Raw genomic sequence first — 15429 nt, forward strand, 5'->3', positions numbered from 1 at the left:
GATCGCTACCCGCTACGATCAGCTTGCCAATAGCTTCCTCGGCATGGTCCATATCGCCACAGCCAGATACTGGCTCAAATTTGTCCACGCCGCCTAGTCGCTAGCGTTTTGAAGATGAAGAAGCTTAAGCGCAGCGGGGCGAGGATTCCTCTTTGGAGAGTTCTATGCTTGCTTTGCGCCGTGCTGTTGGGAGAAATTTTCGCAAAAGAACCTGTTAAGGCCGATAGTTGGGCTCTTCCATCCGTTTCCACCTACACATCGCCTGATGGCCATACGCGCGTCATCGTTACGCCTCGCGACTTGGACGACCAGCTTGCATACTTCCGGGACAAGGCGGAAGGAATTGAACCAGCCGGACAGAGAGAATCAGGATCCCGCGCGGCTAGTGCTAAGCTGGAACGAAAGATCAGCGGGCGCTGGGTTGAGATTTGGAATGCGGAACTTGCGAATGAAATCGCGCCGGTTGAAGGGATTGTTCGAAACGACGGAGCTTACTTCGTTACTTTCGATGACTGGCATGGAACTGGCTATGGCCCAAACGCTACGGTGATTTATGGCGCGAAGGGAGAGCGCGTAGCTCAGATATCACTTTCCACCATTGTTCCGAAGGATTACATTGAGGCCTTACCACATTCCGTCAGCTCGATCCGTTGGCGCGGCGAGGGGCGCTTTTCCAAAGACGGGAATTTCGCGGTGATTCCCGTGATTATTCCTTCAGCAGATCAATCTGCCACCGCCGTTCAGACAGTCGATTTCGCAGTCCGCCTCACTGATGGCACAGTATCACCGATAGATCCTCGAGCTTGGAAAAGAGCGGTTGAAGTCGCCAGTTCAGCGCGCGCTGACCAGCTTGCCGAGGCTCGCGCTGCCAAGGATGCATTTCTTGCCCCACTGGTTGGGCCGAGTGCTAATACCGAAAGGGCTTGGCACAATTATCTGCGGGAGGCAGTCGCGCGCATTTACGGTGATGGCGACACGCCATCTACGACCGTGCTACGATCCCCAAAACAGCTCGATTACGCGATTTCAGAAGATTGGGTTCGCGAAGTATTGACCGAGCCATTGGGGAACCAAGTCGCATTGGCGACACTTTCGGAGCCAAATCTGGTCAAGGTGTTGGCGAAAATCGTGCCGACTCTGGCAAATAACTCTCTATCAAGAACGACGGTCTTTGTGGCGGTTACTGATGACTATTGGCCAGATGTAGTCTCTGTAATGCGTCCTACAGGCGCAAATCTAGTTCAGCTTGATCCCAAAACCCCTCTGAAACAGCGAGAAGAGCGAATAAGACGCCGCTACGGCTCGGAAGCAGCAAGCCTTGGTCAACTTGAACAATCGGTCTTTCGCAGTGCCAAATCGTGGACTTCCATCGCAGTCTTTGTAGGCATCTGTTGCGGGTTGCTTTGGAGTGTCCGGCGTCGGGTCAGGCCACCTTCCTAATTTGGGGTCCGCAAACCCACCCTATTACTGCCATCGCCGCACTCTCAGCAAAACCCCGAAACCAGCCATTAATTCAGGTGGAATACGGGACAGACACGACACGCCTCTGTACGGCCATCTCCTCAAACAAAAACGCAACTCTTTCGTCGCCCCGGACTTTTTCTGGGTGCGAATCCACATCCGTGTCGAGCACGGGGCGACGGGCGGTTTGTTGGAGGAGTGGCAACATGCTGCCGTAACAGGCACACCCCGTTGAACAGCTTAGCGTTGTGAGATAATATGAAAAAGTCATACCGATGCGAAAGGCGAAACGATGGGTGCTTATGAACGGATGACCGTCGTGGTTCCCGATCAGATGGCCGCGAAAATCCATGCCGCAGTCGAGGCCGGGGAATACGCCTCGGCCAGCGAAGTCGTGCGCGATGCGATGCGGCTGTGGAGCGAACGGCGCGAGTTCCGCGAGGGCGAGCTGCTTGCGCTGCGTGAGGCGTGGGATCGTGGCAAGGCCAGCGGCGTCGCCGGTCCGCTCGATATGGAATCCATCATCATGCGCGCAAAGGGCAAAAAGGCGGCTGCATCCGGCAATGGCTAAAATCATCGTCTCGCAGCAGGCAGACGATGATTTTGAACGAATCTGGCTCAACATCGCGCTCGACAACGACGATGCGGCCGACCGCCTGTTGCGCGCCATCAACGTCAAGATCGAGCGTCTCCGTATTTTCCCGGAAATCGGGCGCGCGCGGGACGATCTCAGGCCGGCCGCACGCGGACTCGTCCACGGATCGTACTTGATCCTCTACGAATATGACGCGGCGCATGACGTGGTGACGATCATTACTGTCGTCGAGGGGATGCGCGATCTGGATCGCCTGTTCTGACGCTTACCGGGCGATGTCCGATTGGATGAAGCGGCTTGGGCAAGAGCAGCGTCCCCAAAACCCTACCAAGCCGTCGCGCCGCCATCCACCGCGATATCGGCCCCGGTAACATAGCGCGCCTCGTCGCTCGCCAGCCACGTCGCGCACCATGCGATGTCCTGCGGTTCGCCCAGTCGCTTGACCATGTTCTTGGCCAGCACCCGGTCTTGCAGATCGGGAACTTCGGCAAGGTGCCGCGCGGTGGCTTCGGTGCGGATGAAGCCCGGCGATATGGTGTTGGCGCGGATGCCGTGGGGTGCGCCTTCCATCGCCAGTTGGCGCGTCATTGCCAGAACGCCGCCTTTCCCGGCGCAATGCGCCAGCGCGGCTGACCCTTCGAGCGCGTGGCGCGCGTTGGCGCTGGCGAAGTTGATCACGCTGGCGCATCCACTCTGCTTCAGGCCGGGCCATGCCGCGCGGGTGGGCAGGAACACGGTGTCGAGTTCTCCCGCCAGCGTATGCCGCCACTGCGCCAGCGTCATCGCTTCGATCCATGCGAACACGGCAAGGGCGGCGGCGTTTACCAGCACATCGATCCGCCCATGTTCCGCGATGATTTGGGCAAAGGCGGCCTCGGTCGCCGCTTCATCGGTCAGGTCGGCGGCCAGATCCGCGCCGGAAAGGTCGATGCCGATCACGTGCGCGCCTTCGGCCCGGAACATCTGCGCGCAGCCCTTGCCGATACCTGCCGCCGCGCCGGTGACGACCGCGACTTTTCCGGCCAGCCGATCAGCCACGCGCCGCAACCCGCCCAGCAACCCTCTGCGCGACCAGCGCCACGATAAAGCCCGCCGCTGCCATCCAGCTCAGCATTTCAAAGCTTTTCATCAGTCCGCCCATCCGCAGCGAGAAGAACGTCACCGCCAGCGGGCTGAGCCATTGGCCCAGCGCAAAGGCCGATTGCCAGAAGCCCGTGCCCCGCCCGCGCACTTCGAAGGGCAGGATGCTCATCGACCAGACCAGCAATGTCGGCAGCAGCATCCCCGCACCAAGCTGGTTTACGAAGCACCCGGCGAGGAACCCCGCAACCGTTCCCGTGCGCCCCATCAGCATGAAGCCGATGGCCAGCAGGCCGAACTCGATCAGCAGCAGCGCTATGCCGGTCATCACGCCGGGTTGATCGATCCTGCTACCCATGTCGCGCCACTTTCCCAGCCTGTGTCGCGCCCGGTGACGGGCGTCTTTCAGAACAGGGTTAGACGCGCTGGCGGGCGTCCTGTACAATCGATAGCTGCGCGGGAAACCTATTCGTCAAATCGAATTGAGGCGGGCGGACAAGTGCATTTCCGAAGTGCACTTAGATGCACCTAGCTGCACCTAAGCGCCGCTGAACCGCATCAGACCACGCCCGAAGCGACAAACCATGACCGGAAAACGCCTTCACTTTCAGGCCCGAAGCGGAACGGCCCGCTGCGCGCTGCAGGGCTGGTCGCCTGATAGCCGATTTCCACATCCTTGAACCCGGATGCTTCGAACAGCGCGCGATAATCCGCCGTCAGCGCGCCGCGCCAGTTGGGTTCGTTGTTGAACTGCGCTTCCAGTTCGCCCGAAAGTTCCACCCAAGGATCGGAATTGTCGTGCAGCAATGGAACTTCCAGATGCACCGCCAGTCCGCCGGGGCGGAGCAGGCGGCGGCTTTCCTCGACGATGGCCATCGTGGCCGCTTGCGAGGTTTCGTGGAACATCACGCAGGAGAAAACGAGATCGAAGCTGGCGTCTTCGAAATCGGTCTTCTCGGCGCTTTGCTGAGAAAAATGTACTGCTGCGCCAAGGTGTTCGGCCCGTGCGTGGGCATAGCGCAGCATCGATGCGCCAACGTCGATCCCGTGGACCTCTGCATCGGGAAAGCACTGCGCAGCGGGCACGGTGCTGGTGCCGATACCGCAGCCCATGTCGAGAATGCGCTTCGGCGAAAAATCGGGGAAGCGGGTGAGGACGTGGGCCATCGCGGTCTGCCCGCGCAGATCGTTCAGCATCCCGCCGTTGCGGCCCAGCATATAGACCGCCCCGCCCCGATCCATCACCGCGCCTTGCAGCAAGGAGCCGTCATCGTGGGCATTGCCGCCCGGCATCAGGTGGATATCGCCCTGCGCGACGTAGGCGGGTTCGACGAAGCTGGGGTCGGTGCGGACCGAGCCTTTGGGATTTTCGATCCGGGCCAGCGCTTCCAGATCATCGGCCTGTCGTTCCACGCTACGGGCAACGCCGTGCCAAAGCTGGCGCTGGCTTTCACGCTTGAGCGCGAGCCATGAGCCGAAGCTTTCGTGGGTGGCCATCCGCGTGCGCAGCGCGGCGGTGCTGTTGGTTTCGGCCCCTTCAAGCGCCTTTGCCTCTTGCGCGGCGATCTGGCCCTGCACGGGTTCGATCTGCTGCATCACGTAAAGCTTCAGGTCGCGGACGAAAAGCTGTTCGGCCAGTTCATCGTGGCTGGGCACGGCGATCAGAGGATGGGCGAGCGCGGCGCGGTCTTCGGACAGTTGCACGGTCATGCGGCGTCTCCGGCAGAAGTGGTTGCGGCAAGTTCGGCCAGCGCGGCTTCGCGCATGGGGCGGAACACCTTGTCTATCGTGGCGCGGCGCGTGGCTTCGCGGGCGGCTTCGGCTGCGGCATCGGGTTCATAGCCATCGACAGCGCCTGGGGTGAGCGCGCCGGATGCTTCGAGCAGGCGTTCTGCCGCATCGAGCCGCGCGCGCAGGATGGTGACTTCGGAGGTGAGGCCGACGATCATCGCGAGAAGCTGTTCGTCCATAGGCCGCGCGCCATCAATGGCGTCGAGCCGGTTGGGTGTGCGGGGCAGCGGTTGGCGAGACATTATGAGGCTTTCCTGTTGGCGGCAGCGGCTTGGCGGACGGCTGCGACTATACGCGGATATGTGCCGCAGCGGCAGATATTGGTGATCTGTTCGCGGATCGTGGCTTCCGAAGGATCGGGATCGCGCGCCAGCAGCGCGGAAACGGCCATGATCATACCGGGCTGGCAATAGCCGCACTGTGGCACTTGCGCCTCGATCCATGCCTGCTGGACCGGGTGCAGGGCTTGCGCCTCTGCGGGGGAAAGCGCTTCGATGGTGGTGACTTTCCCCGCCCCGACATCCGACAGCGGCAACTGGCAACTGCGCACCGCTTCGCCATCCACATGCACGGTGCAGGCTCCGCACGCGCCCACGCCGCAGCCGAACTTGGTGCCGGTAAGGCCAAGCTCTTCGCGCAGCGCCCAAAGCAGCGGCGTATCGGGATCGGCAGGACAATCGCGCTGCTGGCCGTTGACGGTGATGACTGGCATGGCCGTTCCTTTAGATATCCAGCGTGCGCGCAATGGGCAGGGCGCGGATGCGTGGCCCCCCGGCATCGGCAATGGCGTTGCACAGCGCGGGCGCGAAGACGGGGGTGGAGGCTTCGCCCACCGGGCCGGGGCGCGTGCCGCCGGGGATCAGTGCCACGTCGATGGGCGGCACATCGGCCAGCAACGGCATCCGGTAATCACCGAAGTTCTCTGCCGTGGGGCGGCCATCGGCAAAGTGAACCTCGCCCCACAGCGCGGCTTGCAGGCCGAAAACGATGCCGCCCGAAATCTGCCCTTCGGTGCTGACCGGATCGATCGCCAGCCCGCAATCGAACGCGCTGGCGATGCGATCGATCTTGAGCGCTTTGCCCTTCACCGTAACTTCGCAGGCGATGGCGCAGAAGCTGTTTTCGGCATAGCTGAAGGCGATGCCGCGCCCCTTCCCCTTGCCGGTACCGGGTTTGCGGGCCTTCCATCCGATCATCGCGGCGGCCTTTTCCAGCACGGCGCGGATACGGGGCTGGCTTTCCAGCATGGCAAGACGGAAAGCGAGCTGATCCTGCCCAGCGGCAAAGGCCAGTTCATCGATGAAGGATTCTGCAAAGAAGGCATTCTGCGACATGGTGACCGAACGCCAGAAGCCGACCGGGACGGTCAGGTCGGTCTTGTGATATTCAATCAGCTTTTGCGGGACGGCATAAGCGCCATAGACAAGCTGCGCAGCCGCGTTGGCATCGGCCATGCCTTCGAAACCGGGGAACGGAGCCTTGTTGTGATAGGCGGAGATGGATTCACCCGCGATCCGGCTATGGATCGCAGTGGGACGGCCATCCTTATCGAGCGCGGCGACCGAGCGGACCGCAAAGGCGGGGCGGAACTGGTCCATCGCGAAATCCTGTTCGCGGGTCCACACTGTCTTGACCAAGCGCCCCGGCGCAGCCTGCGCCGCCTGAATGGCGATGGCCACAAAATCGGTGCCCCATTTGCGGCCAAAACCACCGCCAAGGAACGTGACTTCGACGCGCACCTTTTCCAGCGGCAGACCGGTGAGTTTTGCACCCAGTTCGCGGCTGAGCGACGGGTCTTGCAGCGGTCCACGGATCAGCAGGCCGGTGCCGTCCACCCGTGCGGCGCAACAGATGGGTTCCATCGTGGCGTGGGCCAGATGCGGGACTTCGTATGTCGCCTCAACCTTGCGCGGGGCCGTGGCGAGCGCTTCGAGCACTTTGGGCTTGGCCGCGCGATCAAGCTTCGGGGGAAAGACGCCAAGTTCGAGATTGGGAAACGGCGCAGGCTCCACCGTATCGAACGCAGCCTGCATCCCGGCGCGCAAGGTTTCGTCCGATAGGCCTGCGATGGGGCTGGCGGTGACATCAAGCGTGACGGTTTGCGCGGCCTTGTGCGCGCACCAGAAGCGGTCTGCCAGAATGGCAACGCCGCCTTTGACCGACGCAGTGGCGACAACACCGGGGAGTTTGCGCGCTTCGTGCAGCCCTGTGGCGGTGAACGTGGCTTCGGGGTGTGGAGCAAGGACGAGCGCGGCAATCAACATATCGGGTTCGGCAACGTCGATACCGAACGTGGCCGTGCCGGTGACTTTGGCGTGCAAATCCTTGCGCGGGGTCTTGCCGCCGATCACAGTGAACTTCGCCGGGTCTTTCAGCGATGGATTGGCCGGGACGGGCAGCCTGGCTGCGTCTGCCGCAACATCGGCAAAGGACAGCGGCTTTGGCCCGCCAGTGATCTGGCCTGCATTGACCGACAGGCTTTCAACCGCCACGCCAAGCCGCGTGGCGGCGACCTGCACCAGCATGGCGCGCGCGCCTGCGCCGAGTTTGCGCAAGGTGGTGTAATAGCCGGTCACGCTCATCGAATTGGCGGTAAGCTGGCGGCGTGCGGCGGGATTGGAAAAGGCAGGGTCTGCCCACGGCAACAGCACGGTCAACTTCGTGAAATCACAGTCCAGTTCTTCGGCCACGATGCGGGCCAGCGCCTCCTGCGTGCCCTGCCCCATTTCCGAGGATGGCACGACCAGCGTGATCGCGCCATCGGCGGCGATGGACAGCATCGGGCCGAAGCTGGCGGGATTATCGCCGGTCGCGGCCAACAGCGCCGAAGGGCCGCCCAGCAGCAGCCCGCCTGCGCTGATGCCGAGCGCAGCCAGAACGCCGCGACGGCTGAGGTTGACGAGCGAGGCCGTGCTTTCGGTCATTTGAGATCCCGCGCCACACGGAAGCCGAAGATCCACGTTACAAGGTCTTCGGGATCGCGACCGCGCCATGATGTGCGATTGCGGAACGGGGCGCTCATCCAGCTACCGCCGCGCACGGCGCGCCGAGGGCATTCGCCGCTGACTTCATAAGCCGTGCCATCGGTGGGGACGGCGGCGGGATAGGGCGCGAAATAGCAGTCCTGCGTCCATTCCCAGACATTGCCGGTCATATCGTAAAGCCCGAACGGATTGGGCTTGTAGCGCCCTACGGGCGCGACTTCGGCATGGCCATCACTGCACTGCGCATGAGGGACGGTCACCGCGCCTTCTGCAGTGGAGAACACCGGCACCGCGCCGCCTTTTGCGCCATCCTGATCATAGATATTGGCGTGCGTGCAGGCATCGTCGATGGAATTGCCCCAGTAGTATTCGCCGGGTTTTCCGGCACGCGCAGCATATTCCCATTCGGATTCGGTGGGCAGGCGATAGGCTTGGCCGGTCTTCTTCGAAAGCCACGTGGTGTACGCCTTGGCATCGCGCCATGATACGCAAACTACGGGGACATCCGCTGCGCCCTCACCCGCGCCGGTGCCGGGGTGCAGATAATCGGCGGCGGGGACGACTTCGACTTTGCCGCCCACCAACGAACGGCATCCCTTGGACGGGACATGGCCGGTTTCGGCAATGAAGCGCGAATACTGCGCGTTGGTCACTTCATAGACGCCCAGCGCAAAGGGGCGCTGGATGGTGACCTGATGCACCGGACCTTCGGGCCGGCCTTCCTCACCCGCATCGGCCCCCATCGTGAATGTGCCGGGCGCAAGCGCGATCATATCGGGGCAATCTTTGCCGCAATCGTTGAAGCGCGTGCCTACTGAGATGGGCTTGGCGGGGATGGGCTTGGGCGGTTCGGCAAGGGCTGGCGTGGCGGGAACTGCGAACGCCAGAGCGGCGAGAGCAAGCCGTTTCATGCGCCGACGAGCGTGACGTTGATGTCGGCCAGACCTTCGCGCAGGGCTTTGGCTTCGGTGTATTCCGGCGAGTTATAGAACCCCAGCGCCGCTTCCCGGCTCGGCCATTCCGAAACGACGACCGATGCGCCCTCGGCCCCTTCGCCTTCGAGGACGGTCGCGCCGGGTGCGCGGATGACATAGCGCCCGCCGTGCTGTTCAAGGATCTGCGCCGCCTTTTGTGAATAGCCGCAGGCCATGAAGGCGTCGCGGTCCTTGAGCGTTGCGGTCACGACAAGCCATGCGGCCATTGGGATTCTCCTGTTCGGGTTGCTTGGCCGCAGTCCACACCGAGGGCGGTGTGCCGAACAGGTCTGTGGTGGGGTTATCCGATGGGCGGATTGCCTGCCCGGATGGAGGCCGGGCAGGCGGTAAGGTGTTGCCGATCATGGCTTTTGCAGGTCGGGCAGGTTGGAACGCCCACCCCGCTGCGGCTAATTTCGCCTGCGCTCAATAAGTCTCGCTCCCCTCCCGCAAGCGGGAGGAGTTGGGGGTGGGTTTGCTGCCGGTGACGATCAGAACTCCGCCAGCAGGCGGCCCAGACCCTCGATCTTATCATCGATGCCAACTGCGCGCAGGGCGTGCCAATAGGTAGCCGTGTTGATGGCGATGACCGGTTTGGCCAGTTTCGCTTCGTATTCCGCCGCCAGATCGACCATCGACAGATTGGTGCCGACCTGCACGATCGCGTCCACATCATCGCCATCGAGTTCGGCAATGACTTCGCGCAGGCGATCTGGCGTGACCTTGGCGATGTCGGTCCAGCGCTTGCACTGCAATGGCACGTCGCGCTTTACGGTGAAGCCTGATTCTTCAAGAAAATTTCGCACTTCGGCGTTGGCGACCGGGTAGTATGGCGAGACGAAGCTGACGGTCTTGACGTTGCCGTATGCTTTCAATGCGGCGGCAACCGATTCCGCGCCGGTGGATGCGCCGACGCCTGCGCATTCTTCGACCTGCGCCTTCCATTTGCGGCTGCCTTCGACGCCGCCGTAGAAGGTGATGGCCGACATGCCGAGCACGAGGTAATCGGGCTTGCACGTCATTACCGAGCGCACGGCATCGAGCGTGTTTTCGGCAATCGCGGTGGTGCCCGCGATGAAATCCTCGTTCGACAGAGCGAGCGGGTCTTCGACATAGATGCGCGAGAAATGGTTGGTCACGCCAGTGGGGCGCATCCGTTCCATATCGGGCTGGACCACGGTGTTGGTGGACGGGGCAATGACACCCAGCAGCTTGCGCCAACCGAGAACGTCAACCATTGGTATTCTCCTGTTGCAAGAGAGGTTTATCTCCTTGCGGGTTGAACAGATTTCTCCCCGGCCTGTCTTGCTGACAGGCGCTTTTCTGGCTGTTCAGGTATTGCGCGTCAGGTAATCGCGGCGGCGTCCTCAAGGCTTTGATACATCGCCTGGCGCAGCATGTAGGCGCGGCGGCGGGTATCGTCCTGCTTGATTTCCAGCATGGCATCACGGCGGCGCTGGTGCGCGTCGTCCTGCCCGCCCTTGATGAGCGCCATGTTTTCCTTGGTCTGCGTCTGGGTGAAGCTGTGCGTCACCGTGCGGCGCTGACGATCATAGAGCGCAAGGCCTTCGTCGCTATTGGTCTGTCCCTTCAGGATCGGCAGGAGCTTTTCGAAGAGGTTGAAGGCATCGTGAATGCCGGAGTTCATGCCGAAGCCGCCGAGCGGATTGTTGAGGTGCGAGGCATCGCCTGCCAGCAACACGCGGCCTTCGCGGAACGATTTGGCGACGCGCTGATGCACGCGATAGAGCGTGCGGTGCTGCGTCACCACATCGGCGCCATTGCCGATGAGCCGGTCGAAGATGCCGTTCTTGGTGGCATCGGAACGCAGCACATCATCGCTTTGCGTGCCATCGGTGGGCACGAGGATGCGCCAGAGCGAAGGCACGCGGAGCAGCACCAGCCATTCCTGCGGATCGGACACATAGTTCACCAGCGCAAGGTTGGGCAGGTGATCGGCCAGTTCCAGTTCGGTCGACAGGCAAAGGAAGCGTTCGGGATAGGTGAAGCCATCAAACTCCACGCCCAGCCACTTGCGCACGATCGAATTGGCCCCGTCGGCACCGATCAGGTAATCGGCGCGTAGGCGTTCGATACCGGTCATGGTTTCGATGGCAATGTCCACGCCCGCGCCATCGTCGTTGAAGGTCAACAGGCGGCTGGAGAAGCGCACCTTGGCGTTGGGATATTGGGCCAGACCTTCAGCCAGCGCGCGCGACAGGTGGTACTGTTCGCACTGGATGCGGAAGGGATAACGGGTGACGTCAGCGATCTCGGCAAGGTCGAAATCGATCACTTCGCCTGATTGCCGGTCGCGCCAGTGATAGACCGGAGCCTTCAGGCCCTTTTCCAGAAGCATCGGGGTGATGCCGATCTGATCGAGCATTTCCAGCGTCGGCGGATGGAAGGTGGAGGCGCGCAGATCCTGCGCGCAGTCCTCGCCCGATTCGATCACAACCACGTCGACGCCCGCCTGGGCCAGAAGCGTCGCCAGAACCGTACCAACCGGCCCTGCCCCCGCGATCGCTACCTGACACCGTTCAACTGCTGTCATTCGAGCAGACTCCCAATGAAAATTCAGGAGTCGGTATGGACGGGCGATTTGAGGCGGGTGGCGATCAAGGCGGAACTATCCGACTTGCGGTGATTAGGCGGCGTTGACTGCACCAGCGCACGAAAAAGGGGAGCGTTTCCGCTCCCCTCTTGCTTCAATCAATTGCAGGGCAATCACACCACGGCGCAGACCGTCTTCCATTCGAGGTAATTGTCCAGCGCCTGCTTTCCGCTGTCGCGCCCCCAGCCCGATTGCTTTACGCCGCCGATGGCGAGCGAGGCGTCGTACATGGCATGGCAGTTGATCCAGACGGTGCCCGCCTTGATTGCGCTCGACATGCGGTGGGCGTTGCTGAAACCTTCGGTCCAGACGCTGGCGGCGAGGCCGTATTCGCTGTCGTTGGCGGCGGCGATGACTTCTTCGGCATCATCGAACGCCTGTGCGACGAGGACCGGGCCGAACACTTCTTCGCGCACGATTTCCATATCGGGCTTTACGTCAACCACCACAGTGGGCTGGATGAACGCGCCCGATGCGCCAAAGCGTTCGCCACCCGTCAGCATCGTTGCGCCATCGGCCTTGGCGCGGTTGAGGAAGCCTTCGACCCGTTCGGCGTGGCGGGCCGAGACGACCGGCCCCATCTGCGTATCGGGGCTAAGGCCGTGCCCCACTTTCAGGCCCTTGGCATAGGCGGCAACGCCTTCGACCACCTGATCGTGGATCGAGCGGTGAACGTAGAGCCGCGATCCGGCGATGCAGACCTGCCCGCCGTTGAAAAAGATGGCATTGGCCACGCCCGGAATCGCCAGCGACAAATCGGCATCGGGCATGACGATGGAGGGCGATTTTCCGCCGAGTTCGAGCGTCACGCGCTTGAAGTTGGTCTTTGCCGCATCCAGCACTGCGCGGCCCGTGGCAGTGGAGCCGGTGAAGGCGATCTTGTCCACGCCGGGATGGTTGGCTAGTGCAGCGCCGGTTTGCGCGCCAAGGCCGGTGATCAGGTTGATCACGCCATTGGGCACGCCCGCTTCAATCATCAGTTCGACAAGGCGCATCGCCGTGAGCGAGGTGTCTTCGGCAGGTTTCAGGACCACGGTGCAGCCCGCAGCCAGCGCCGGGGCCAGCTTCATCGCGGTGAGCACCAGCGGCGAGTTCCACGGCACAATGGCCGCGACAACGCCCACCGCTTCGCGCACGGTCCAGGTGCGCATCTGCTTGCCCTGCGGCTGATAGTTGATCGAGCTTTCGAGCGTGCTGCCCTCTATCGCCATCGCCTGGCCTGCAAAGAAGCGGAACTGGGCGGCAGCGCCGGGAATCTCGGCCCAACGCCCGACGAACAGCGGCTTGCCCTGATCGAGCGTTTCGAGTTCGGCCAGTTCATCGATATGGGCTTCGATCAGGTCCGCGATCTTCCACAGGATGCGCGCACGCTCTGCCGGAACGGTGGCGGCCCAGCCCTTTTGCGCGGCGCGGGCTGCGGCAACAGCGGCATCGACCTGCGTTGTATCGGCGGCGGGAATCTGGCCGATCTCAAGCCCGCTGCCCGGATCGATTGTGGCAAAGGTCTGCCCTGCTGCTGCTGCCAGCCATTGTCCGTCAACAAGCAGCCCGGTTCCGGTTGCCCGGCGGGACAGAAAGGCCTTTGTCTGCGGGCTGAGGTTATCAAGTTCGAATGACACAGCGGTACTCCCTTTGATGGCCTTAGTGACCCAAAACCGGGCGATGGGCCATCGGCAGGGGTGCAAAATTCGCAGGGCGGATAACTTCCACAGTCATGCGCACCGAATTGGGCTATGCAAGCTACCTCAAGGCAATTGCAGCTTGCCATATTGTTATACGAATATATCAATTGGCCAACCGCAATCGTTTCGCCTCCTAAGGGCGAAGCTGATTGCGGAATCGAATCTACGCCTTGTGCGCAACGCCATTGGGGAACTCATGACCTACCGATTGGGAGTCGACGTCGGCGGCACCTTCACCGACCTTCTGCTGTTCAACCAGGAAACCGGCGCGTTCTGGCGCAACAAGACGCCATCGACGCCGCACGACAGTTCGGAAGGCATCCTGAACGGCGTGACCGCGATCTGCGAAAAGGCCGGAATCAGCCCTGCCGATGTGGAATTCTTCCTGCACGGAACCACCGTGGCCACCAACGCCGTGCTGGAAGGCAAGGGCGCGCGCGTGGGCCTGATCACGTCCGACGGTTACCGCCAGGTCATGCAGATCGCCCGCAGCTTTGTGCCGGGCGGGCTTGCCGGGTGGATCGTGTGGCCCAAGCCGGTGCCGCTGGCCGCGCTGGAAGACACCATCGAGGTCAAGGGCCGCATGGACGCGCAAGGCAACGAGATTGCCCCGCTGGACGAAGCGCAAGTACGCGAAGCGCTCACCGCGCTGAAGGACAGCGGCGTTGAAGCGCTGACCATCAGCCTGATGAACGCCTACCTTAACGGCGCGCACGAAAAGCGCATTGGCGAGCTGGCAGCGGAAATCATGCCCGGCGTGCCGATGTCGCTGAGCCACGAGGTCCTGCCCGAAATGCAGGAATACGAACGCACGCTGACGACCGTTGCCAACGCCGCTGTGCGCCCGGTGATGCGCAAATATATCCACAACCTGCGCGATAGCCTGCGCGGTGCCGGCATGGCCGGTTCGCTTTCGCTGCTGCGGTCTGACGGCGGGTTGATGTCTTCCGAAAAGTCGGAAGAGCATCCGGTTTCGCTGCTCATGTCCGGCCCGGCGGGCGGCGTGACCGGCGCGATCTGGGTGGGCCGCAATGCGGGCATCAAGAACATCCTGACGCTCGACGTTGGCGGCACCAGCACCGACGTTGCCCTGATCGAAAACCTTGAAGCGCGCCGCCAGCGCACGACCGAAGTGGGCCACCTTTCGGTGCGCGCATCGGCGCTCGACGTGAAGACAGTGGGCGCGGGCGGCGGTTCCATCGCCTATGTGCCCGAATTGACCGGAGCCTTGCGCGTGGGGCCACAGTCGGCAGGCGCGGTTCCCGGCCCTGTGGCCTACAGCAAGGGCGGCACGCTGCCGACCGTGACCGACGCCAACGTCGTGCTGGGCTATCTGCCCGAAAACCTGCTGGGCGGCACGTTCAAGCTGGATCGCGAAGGCGCGAAGAAGGCTGTGCAGACCATTGCCGATGCGCTCGGCATCGGTGTGATGGAAGCGGCGCGCGGCATCATCGATATCGTGAACGAGAACATGTTCGGCGCGCTGCGCATGATCTCGGTCCAGCAGGGCTATGACCCGCGTGACTTTGCGGTGATGGGCTTTGGAGGTGCTGGTCCGCTTCATGTGAACGCCGTGGCCAAGCTGATGGGTTCGTGGCCCGCGGTATCGCCGGTTTCTCCGGGCGTGCTCTGCGCGCTGGGCGATGCAACAACGCGGATGCGCACCGAAACCGCGCGTTCGTTCAGCCGCCGCGTCGACGAGACCGACGAAGCCGAAGTGCTGGCGCTGCTCGATGAAATGGCTGCGCAGACCCGTTCGGAACTGACCGCCGAAGGCATCAGTGATGCCGATGTGACCAGCCAGTTCGAACTCGACATCCGTTACGAAGGGCAAGCCTTCGAAGTGCCGCTGTCCATCGACGCAGACGTGCTGCGCCGCGATGGGTTGAAGGGCGTGACCGACCGGTTCGATGCCGAACATAAGCGCCTGTTCACGTTCAACATGGATTCGGCGCACGAACTGGTGAATCTGCGCGCCGTGGCGATGGGGCCTGCGCTCGATCTGCCAGCCCCCGCGCTGGAGGTGGGCAATGGCGATCCGATTGCCGCCAAGGTTCGCGACCATGAACTGTGGGCCGATGGCGCGATGGTGCCTGCGGTGATCTATGACCGTTCGAAGCTGCGCGCCGGAGACATTATCCCCGGCCCGGCTATCGTGGTGGAAATGGATTCGACCACGCTGATCGAAGCCGGCTGCACCGGCACTGTCGACCATGTCGGCAACATCCTGATCAATCTCGCCTGAAGG

15 protein-coding genes are annotated in these 15429 nt (G+C 62.4%); 4 read left to right on the top strand and 11 right to left on the bottom strand.

All coding sequences use genetic code 11. The features are described 5' to 3' along the window. Positions 1–114 precede the first annotated feature (114 nt). The 3 genes from HGI47_RS05500 (at position 115) to HGI47_RS05510 (ending at position 2318) form a co-directional block, all read left to right on the top strand. Positions 115–1440, top strand: a complete 1326-nt coding sequence (locus HGI47_RS05500; protein ID WP_168851834.1) for a hypothetical protein — start codon at positions 115–117, stop codon at positions 1438–1440. A 313-nt stretch (positions 1441–1753) separates the two neighbouring features. Then, positions 1754–2032 (top strand): type II toxin-antitoxin system ParD family antitoxin, encoded by a 279-nt coding sequence (locus HGI47_RS05505; protein WP_168851835.1) that lies wholly within the window; start codon positions 1754–1756, stop codon positions 2030–2032. Further along, positions 2025–2318 (top strand): type II toxin-antitoxin system RelE/ParE family toxin, encoded by a 294-nt coding sequence (locus HGI47_RS05510; protein WP_168851836.1) that lies wholly within the window; start codon positions 2025–2027, stop codon positions 2316–2318. The genes HGI47_RS05505 and HGI47_RS05510 overlap by 8 nt, the downstream gene beginning before the upstream one ends. 62 nt (positions 2319–2380) lie before the next feature. On the opposite strand, the gene HGI47_RS05515 is transcribed toward HGI47_RS05510, so the two are convergent. The 11 genes from HGI47_RS05515 to HGI47_RS05565 form a co-directional block, all read right to left on the bottom strand. Next, positions 2381–3094: an SDR family NAD(P)-dependent oxidoreductase gene (locus HGI47_RS05515; RefSeq protein WP_370521641.1), complete on the bottom strand. Its 714-nt coding sequence runs from the start codon at positions 3092–3094 to the stop codon at positions 2381–2383. After that, positions 3087–3494, bottom strand: coding sequence for a hypothetical protein (locus HGI47_RS05520; protein WP_206066026.1), 408 nt, complete (start codon positions 3492–3494; stop codon positions 3087–3089). Before HGI47_RS05520 ends, HGI47_RS05515 begins: the two co-directional genes overlap by 8 nt. A 200-nt stretch (positions 3495–3694) precedes the next feature. Next, positions 3695–4846, bottom strand: a complete 1152-nt coding sequence (locus HGI47_RS05525; RefSeq protein WP_168851838.1) for a class I SAM-dependent methyltransferase — start codon at positions 4844–4846, stop codon at positions 3695–3697. Continuing rightward, positions 4843–5169, bottom strand: a complete 327-nt coding sequence (locus HGI47_RS05530; protein WP_168851839.1) for a hypothetical protein — start codon at positions 5167–5169, stop codon at positions 4843–4845. The genes HGI47_RS05525 and HGI47_RS05530 overlap by 4 nt, the downstream gene beginning before the upstream one ends. Beyond that, the gene (locus HGI47_RS05535; RefSeq protein WP_168851840.1) at positions 5169–5639 is read right to left on the bottom strand and encodes a (2Fe-2S)-binding protein; all 471 of its coding nucleotides are present in this window, start codon (positions 5637–5639) and stop codon (positions 5169–5171) included. Before HGI47_RS05535 ends, HGI47_RS05530 begins: the two co-directional genes overlap by 1 nt. Before the next feature lie 10 nt (positions 5640–5649). Continuing rightward, a complete protein-coding gene (locus tag HGI47_RS05540) occupies positions 5650–7851 on the bottom strand; it encodes a molybdopterin cofactor-binding domain-containing protein (protein WP_168851841.1) in 2202 nt (733 codons plus the stop codon). After that, entirely contained in the window at positions 7848–8822 is a 975-nt protein-coding gene (locus HGI47_RS05545) for a formylglycine-generating enzyme family protein (protein WP_168851842.1), read from the bottom strand. The genes HGI47_RS05540 and HGI47_RS05545 overlap by 4 nt, the downstream gene beginning before the upstream one ends. After that, a complete protein-coding gene (locus HGI47_RS05550) occupies positions 8819–9112 on the bottom strand; it encodes a DUF1330 domain-containing protein (RefSeq protein WP_168851843.1) in 294 nt (97 codons plus the stop codon). The genes HGI47_RS05545 and HGI47_RS05550 overlap by 4 nt, the downstream gene beginning before the upstream one ends. 264 nt (positions 9113–9376) lie before the next feature. Further along, the gene (locus HGI47_RS05555; RefSeq protein WP_168851844.1) at positions 9377–10123 is read right to left on the bottom strand and encodes an arylmalonate decarboxylase; all 747 of its coding nucleotides are present in this window, start codon (positions 10121–10123) and stop codon (positions 9377–9379) included. Between the two features lie 107 nt (positions 10124–10230). After that, positions 10231–11439 (bottom strand): NAD(P)/FAD-dependent oxidoreductase, encoded by a 1209-nt coding sequence (locus HGI47_RS05560; protein WP_168851845.1) that lies wholly within the window; start codon positions 11437–11439, stop codon positions 10231–10233. Between the two features lie 173 nt (positions 11440–11612). Further along, the gene (locus HGI47_RS05565) at positions 11613–13118 is read right to left on the bottom strand and encodes an aldehyde dehydrogenase family protein (RefSeq protein WP_168851846.1); all 1506 of its coding nucleotides are present in this window, start codon (positions 13116–13118) and stop codon (positions 11613–11615) included. A gap of 259 nt (positions 13119–13377) precedes the next feature. Here HGI47_RS05565 and HGI47_RS05570 point away from each other — a divergent pair, with 259 nt between their 5' ends. Continuing rightward, complete coding sequence (locus tag HGI47_RS05570; RefSeq protein ID WP_168851847.1) at positions 13378–15426, top strand: hydantoinase/oxoprolinase family protein; 2049 nt, start codon at positions 13378–13380, stop codon at positions 15424–15426. The last annotated feature ends 3 nt before the right edge of the window (positions 15427–15429 follow it).

Origin of the sequence: Novosphingobium sp. ERN07 (genome assembly GCF_012641335.1) — a bacterium.
Lineage (GTDB): Bacteria > Pseudomonadota > Alphaproteobacteria > Sphingomonadales > Sphingomonadaceae > Novosphingobium.